The sequence below is a fragment of the uncultured Oscillibacter sp. genome, from assembly GCF_950073225.1.
Taxonomy (GTDB): domain Bacteria; phylum Bacillota; class Clostridia; order Oscillospirales; family Oscillospiraceae; genus Oscillibacter.
The window spans coordinates 1-5,864 of sequence record NZ_CATMPS010000063.1; the positions used below are offsets into that span (position 1 = coordinate 1).

Annotated in this window: 5 protein-coding genes and 1 pseudogene; 4 read left to right on the top strand and 2 right to left on the bottom strand. The window is 60.7% G+C overall.

Features of this window, described 5'->3' with window-relative positions; all coding sequences use genetic code 11:
• Window positions 1–136 precede the first annotated feature (136 nt).
• Both guaA and dpaL read right to left on the bottom strand, forming a co-directional pair.
• A complete protein-coding gene (gene guaA, locus Q1M04_RS15835; RefSeq protein ID WP_325178320.1) occupies window positions 137–1,090 on the bottom strand; it encodes a glutamine-hydrolyzing GMP synthase in 954 nt (317 codons plus the stop codon).
• Between the two features lie 164 nt (window positions 1,091–1,254).
• Entirely contained in the window at window positions 1,255–2,469 is a 1,215-nt protein-coding gene (gene dpaL / locus Q1M04_RS15840; RefSeq protein WP_204791288.1) for a diaminopropionate ammonia-lyase, read from the bottom strand.
• Window positions 2,470–2,890: 421 nt separating this feature from the next.
• On the opposite strand from dpaL, the gene Q1M04_RS15845 reads away from it, so the two are divergent.
• The 4 genes and pseudogenes from Q1M04_RS15845 to Q1M04_RS15860 form a co-directional block, all read left to right on the top strand.
• Window positions 2,891–3,730 (top strand): 3-hydroxyacyl-CoA dehydrogenase family protein, encoded by an 840-nt coding sequence (locus Q1M04_RS15845; protein ID WP_204791774.1) that lies wholly within the window; start codon window positions 2,891–2,893, stop codon window positions 3,728–3,730.
• A gap of 26 nt (window positions 3,731–3,756) precedes the next feature.
• Window positions 3,757–4,899, top strand: coding sequence for an acyl-CoA dehydrogenase (locus Q1M04_RS15850; protein ID WP_204791773.1), 1,143 nt, complete (start codon window positions 3,757–3,759; stop codon window positions 4,897–4,899).
• Window positions 4,900–4,917: 18 nt separating this feature from the next.
• Window positions 4,918–5,718: an acryloyl-CoA reductase electron transfer subunit gamma gene (gene acrB / locus Q1M04_RS15855; protein WP_204791772.1), complete on the top strand. Its 801-nt coding sequence runs from the start codon at window positions 4,918–4,920 to the stop codon at window positions 5,716–5,718.
• Window positions 5,719–5,737: 19 nt separating this feature from the next.
• Window positions 5,738–5,864, top strand: a pseudogene (locus Q1M04_RS15860) (electron transfer flavoprotein subunit alpha/FixB family protein); the annotation flags it as partial.

The window sequence follows — 5,864 nt, forward strand, 5'->3', positions numbered from 1 at the left end:
GCAGGGCGGTTCGCTTGCCCTTTGCAATCATTCTCTTGTGTGACCGGGTTGAAACGAATAGTATCAATCCAGTATCACAAGGCAAAGTGACAGGTCAAAAACCCTGTATTCATGCGGGTTTGCGCCGTTTTAACGGTCATTCCCACTCAATCGTCCCCACCGGCTTCGGCGTCAAATCATACAGCACCCGGCACACGCCCGGCACCTCCGCCAGAATCCGGCCCGTAATCGTCTGAAGCACCGCCCAGGGAATCTCCGGCACCGTGGCCGTCATGGCGTCTACGGTGTTGACCGCCCGGATGATCACCGGCCAGTCAAAGGCCCGCTTGCCGTCCCGCACGCCGGTGGACCGGAAATCCGGCACCACGGTGAAGAACTGCCACACCTTCTCCGCCAGACCCGCCTTGCCGAACTCCTCCCGCAAAATCGCGTCGGACTCCCGCAGGGCCGCCAGACGGTCCCGGGTGATGGCCCCCAGGCACCGCACACCCAGGCCCGGACCCGGGAAGGGCTGGCGCTCCACCATGGAAACCGGCAGGCCCAGGGCCCGGCCCACAACCCGGACCTCGTCCTTGAACAGCAGCTTCACCGGCTCCACCAGCTCGAAGTCCATATCCTCCGGCAGGCCGCCCACGTTGTGGTGGGCCTTAACCCCGTCGCTCTCCAGAATGTCGGGATAAATGGTCCCCTGGGCCAGGAAGGAGATGCCCTCCAGCTTCCGGGCCTCCTCGTCGAAGACCTTGATGAACTCGCCGCCGATGATCTTCCGCTTCCGCTCCGGCTCGTCCACGCCCGCCAGCAGATCCAGGAAGCGGTCCGTGGCGTCTACGTAAATCAGGTTGGCGTCCAGTTGATTTTTGAAAACCTCAATCACCTGCTCGCTTTCGCCCTTGCGCATCAAACCGTGGTTCACATGGACGCAGACCAGCTGCTTTCCGACGGCCTTAATGAGCAGGGCCGCCACCACCGAGGAGTCCACGCCGCCGGAGAGGGCCAGCAGCACCTTTTTATCCCCAACCTGGGCCCGGACCTGGGCCACCTGTTCGGCGATGAACGCCTCCGCCAGCTGGGGGGTATTGATTCGCTTCATGTCTGCGGGACGGATGTTGGTATTCATAAGCTGTCCTCCATCGTAAAGTTTTCTTTGTTTCTTCCATCTGCTGTTATATCACATTTTTGGCCGGAAGGCAACAGAATTCAAAAAGAGCCGGACCCTCCGGTCCGGCTCTGATACATTATAATATAGATTCCCCCTCAGACCGTGGCAAACTCGCCGTCCCACAGCACCTTGCGGAACTTCAGGGGGTCGGTGTTGCCCTCCGTGGAGAACATCAGCACCTGGCTGTAGCGGTCCAGGCCGATGGCCTCCCGCAGGTCCTTGTACTCGTCGGTTTCCATGATGGCGGCGATCAGGCCCATGCCCACCGCGCCGCTCTCGCCGGAGATGACCACCGGGTCCCCCTTCACGGGCACGCCCAGCATCCGCATGCCCCGGGCGCTGACCCAGTCGGGGCAGGAGACGAAGGCGGTAACGTGGTTGCGGAGGATGTCCCAGGAAATGGTGTTGGGCTCGCCGCAGGCCAGGCCCGCCATGATGGTCTTCAAATCGCCGTCCACCACCCGGGGCTTTCCGTCTCCGGCCATGGCGCCCTGGTACAGGCAGTCCGCTGCCTGGGCCTCCATGACGATGAACTTCGGGGGATCGTTGGGGAAGAGGTTGGTGAAATAACCCACCACGGCCCCGGCAAGGCTTCCCACGCCCGCCTGGACGAAGACGTGGGTGGGGCGGTTTACGCCGATCTGCCGCAGCTGCTCCGCGGACTCCCCGGCCATGGTGCCGTAGCCCTGCATGATCCAGGAGGGAATTTCCTCATAGCCGTCCCAGGCGGTGTCCTGGACAATGACGCCGTGCTCCGTCTGGGCGGCCTCGGCGGCGGCCATGCGGACGCAGTCGTCGTAGTTGACCTCCTCAATGGTGACCTGGGCCCCCTCTTTAGCGATGTTGTCGAAGCGGGGCTGGCTGCTGCCCTTGGGCATGTGGACCACGGCCTTCTGGCCCAGCTTATTCGCCGCCCAGGCCACGCCCCGGCCATGGTTGCCGTCGGTGGCGGTGAAGAAAGTGGCCTGGCCGAACTCCCGGCGGAAGGCCTCGCTGGTCAGATAGTCATAGGTCATCTCGGACACGTCCCGGCCCATCTCCTTGGCGATGTACCGGCCCATGGCGAAGGAGCCGCCCAGGACCTTGAAGGCGTTGAGGCCGAAGCGGTGCGCCTCGTTCTTCACATAGAGGCCCGCCAGGCCCAGATACTTGGCCATGCCGTCCAGCTCGGCCAGGGGGGTGATGGAGTACTGGGGGAAGCTGCTGTGGAAAAAGCGGGCTTTCGCCACGTTGGACAGGGACATGACGGGGAGCTGCTTGTCCTCGCTCTTGGGCATGCGGTTCAGGGTCCACTTGATGGCTTCTTTCATGACGCGCCTCCAAAATATATTATTGATCGAGCTAAAAAAATTTCAGGTGATGTTCCCATGATAGCATAGAAACCGGAAAAAGCAAGAGGAAATCTAAAAAATTTTTAGGTAATCTAAAAAAATGACAGAACTACCAAAGGGGCGGGGCTTTTCCGGCAAAGCGGGAGCTTCCGCCGGGGGGCGGCGGGGATGGGAAAAAACGGCGGCGGATAGAAAATTGTATAAATTTTAACGAGTATTTTGTACGAATCGTAAAAAAGAAAAAAAGAGGGGGGCGGCGGTAAAATTGTACTTGATAATTTGGTGCGGGGACCCTATAATGAAGATTGTGAGCAAATTAGCAAAGTCGGGATTTGCTCTCTTTGTCCAAACTTAAACGAGTTAACAGAACCCACAATTTTACAAAATAACAGGAGGAACAATCATGAAGGTAGCGATTTTTGGCGCGGGCACGATGGGCAGCGGCATCGCTCAGGTCTTCGCGGCGAAGGGCCACACCGCCCTGATGTACGCCAGCTCCGTGGCGTCCGCCCAGAAGCACAAGGACAAGCTGGCCGCCTCTCTCCAGAAGCGGGTGGACAAGGGCCGGATGGAACAGGCCGCCGCCGACGCCATCATGGCCAACGTGCTGGTGGAGGAAAAGTCCGCCTGCGCCGACGCGGATCTCGTCATTGAGTGCGTCAAGGAAGACATGGGCACCAAGAAGGCCCTGCTCAGCGAGCTGGACGCCATGTGCAAGCCCGAGGCCATTTTTGCCTCCAACACCTCCTCCCTGTCCATCACCGAGATGGCCAACGGCCTGAACCATCCCGTGATCGGCATGCACTTCTTCAATCCCGTCCCCAGCATGAAGCTGGTGGAGATCATCCGGGGCGCCAACACCACCCAGGAGACCTTCGACTTCATCTACAAGCTGTCCCAGGAGATCGGCAAGGACCCGGTGGAAGTGGCCGAGGCTCCCGGCTTTGTGGTCAACAAGATCCTGATTCCCATGATCAACGAGGCGGCGGGCCTGGTGGAGACCGGCGTCGCTTCCGTGGAGGACATCGACAAGGCCATGCGCCTGGGCGCGAACCATCCCATGGGCCCCTTGGCTCTGGGCGACTTCATCGGCCTGGACGTGTGCCTGGCCATCATGGAGACCCTCTTCAACGAGAGCGGCGATCCCAAGTACCGTCCCGCCCTGCTGCTGAAGAAGATGGTCCGCGGCGGATTGCTGGGCAAGAAGACCGGCAAGGGCTTCTACGACTATTCCAAGTAAAACCGGAGTAAAGGAGTATATAAGGTATGGATTTTCATCTTTCCAATGAGCAGCTGATGCTCCGTAAGATGTACCGCGAGTTCGCCGAGAACGAGGTCAAACCCCTGGCCGAGGAGATCGACGAGGAAGAGCGCTTCCCCATGGAGACCGTGGAGAAGATGGCAAAGCTGGGCATGATGGGCATTTACTTTCCCAAGGAGTACGGCGGCGCCGGCGGCGACGTTCTCTCCTATGCCATGTGCGTGGAAGAGCTGGCCAAGGTCTGCGGCACCACCGCCGTCATCGTCTCCGCCCACACCTCCTTGTGCTGCGCCCCCATCTTTGAGCACGGCACCGAGGAGCAGAAGAAAAAGTATCTCCCCGACCTGCTGAGCGGCAAGAAGATCGGCGCCTTCGGCCTCACGGAGCCCGGCGCCGGCACCGACGCCTCCGGCCAGCAGACCACCGCCGTCCTGGAGGGCGACCACTATGTCCTCAACGGCTCCAAGTGCTTCATCACCAACGGAAACGTGGCGGACACCTTTGTGGTCATGGCCATGACCGACAAGTCCAAGGGAAACCACGGCATCTCCGCCTTCATCGTGGAAAAGGGCTTCCCCGGCTTCTCCACCGGCAAGCATGAGAAGAAAATGGGCATCCGGGGCTCCTCTACCTGCGATTTGATCTTTGAGGACTGCATCGTTCCCAAGGAGAACCTGCTGGGCAAAGAGGGCAAGGGCTTCAAGATCGCCATGATGACCCTGGACGGCGGCCGTATCGGCATCGCGGCCCAGGCCCTGGGCCTGGGCGAGGGCGCGGTGAACGAGGCCGTGAAGTACACCCAGGAGCGCGTTCAGTTCGGCCGCCGCCTGAGCCAGTTCCAGAACACCCAGTTCCAGCTGGCCGACATGCACTGCCGCATGCAGGCCGCTCAGTACCTGGTGTACGCCGCCGCCTGCAAGAAGCAGCTGCACGAGGACTATTCCATGGACGCCTCCATGGCGAAGCTCTTCGCCGCCGAGGCCGCGTCCGACGTGACCCGCCGGGCCGTCCAGCTCTTCGGCGGCTACGGCTACACCCGCGAGTATCCCGTGGAGCGCATGATGCGCGACGCCAAGATCACCGAGATTTACGAGGGTACATCCGAAGTCCAGCGCATGGTCATTTCCAGCCGCCTGGGCGTGAAATAAGATAGGAGGTAAACGGTCATGAAAATCATTGTTTCCATCAAGCAGGTTCCCGATACCTCCGGCAAGGTCGCAGTCAATCCCGACGGTACCCTGAACCGCGCTTCCATGCAGACCATCACGAACCCCGATGATATGAACGCCCTGGAGGCCGCCCTGAAAATGAAGGACGCCACGGGCTGCAAGGTTGTCGTGGTCACCATGGGTCCCCCGCCGGCGGCGGGCATGCTCCGGGAAGCCCTGGCTATGGGCGCGGACGAGGCCATCCTGGTTTCCGCCCGGGAGTTCGGCGGCTCCGATACTTACGCCACCTCCCAGATTCTCGCCGCGGCGGTGAACCGCATCGGCGTGGAAGCCGACGACATTGTGATGTGCGGCCGCCAGGCCATCGACGGCGACACGGCCCAGGTGGGTCCCCAGATGGCAGAGAAGCTGCATCTGCCCCAGATTACCTACGCCGCGGACATCACCAAAGAAGGCAATACCGTCACCGTCAAGCGGATGCTGGAAGACGGCTATATGACCATCAAGACCCAGACCCCCTGCCTGATTACCTGCATCAAGGAGCTGAACGAGCCCCGCTACATGAGCGTGGGCGGCGTGTTCGAGGCTTACGGAAAGCCCCTGACCACCTATGGCTATGACGATTTGAAGGACGATCCCCTGATCGACGCCACCACCATCGGCCTGAAAGGCTCCCCCACCAACATCTTCAAGAGCTTCACCCCGCCCCAGAAGGGCGCCGGCATGATGCTGGAGGGCGCGGACAAGGCCACCTGCGAGAAGCTGGCGGGCATCCTGGCCGCCAAGCACATCATCTGAGAAGGGGGATAAAACGAATATGTCTAATTTCAACAGTGCGGATATCGCTGCCTTCAAGGACGTTTGGGTCTTCTGCGAGCAGCGCGAGGGCAAGCTGATGCCCACCGACTTCGAGCTGATTTCCAAGGGCCGGGACCTGGCCAACG

Coding starts and splice junctions, on each gene's coding strand:
- guaA (WP_325178320.1), bottom strand. CDS start 1,090: ATGAAGCGAATCAATACCCCCCAGCTGGCGGAGGCGTTCATCGCCGAA.
- dpaL (WP_204791288.1), bottom strand. CDS start 2,469: ATGAAAGAAGCCATCAAGTGGACCCTGAACCGCATGCCCAAGAGCGAG.
- Q1M04_RS15850 (WP_204791773.1), top strand. CDS start 3,757: ATGGATTTTCATCTTTCCAATGAGCAGCTGATGCTCCGTAAGATGTAC.
- acrB (WP_204791772.1), top strand. CDS start 4,918: ATGAAAATCATTGTTTCCATCAAGCAGGTTCCCGATACCTCCGGCAAG.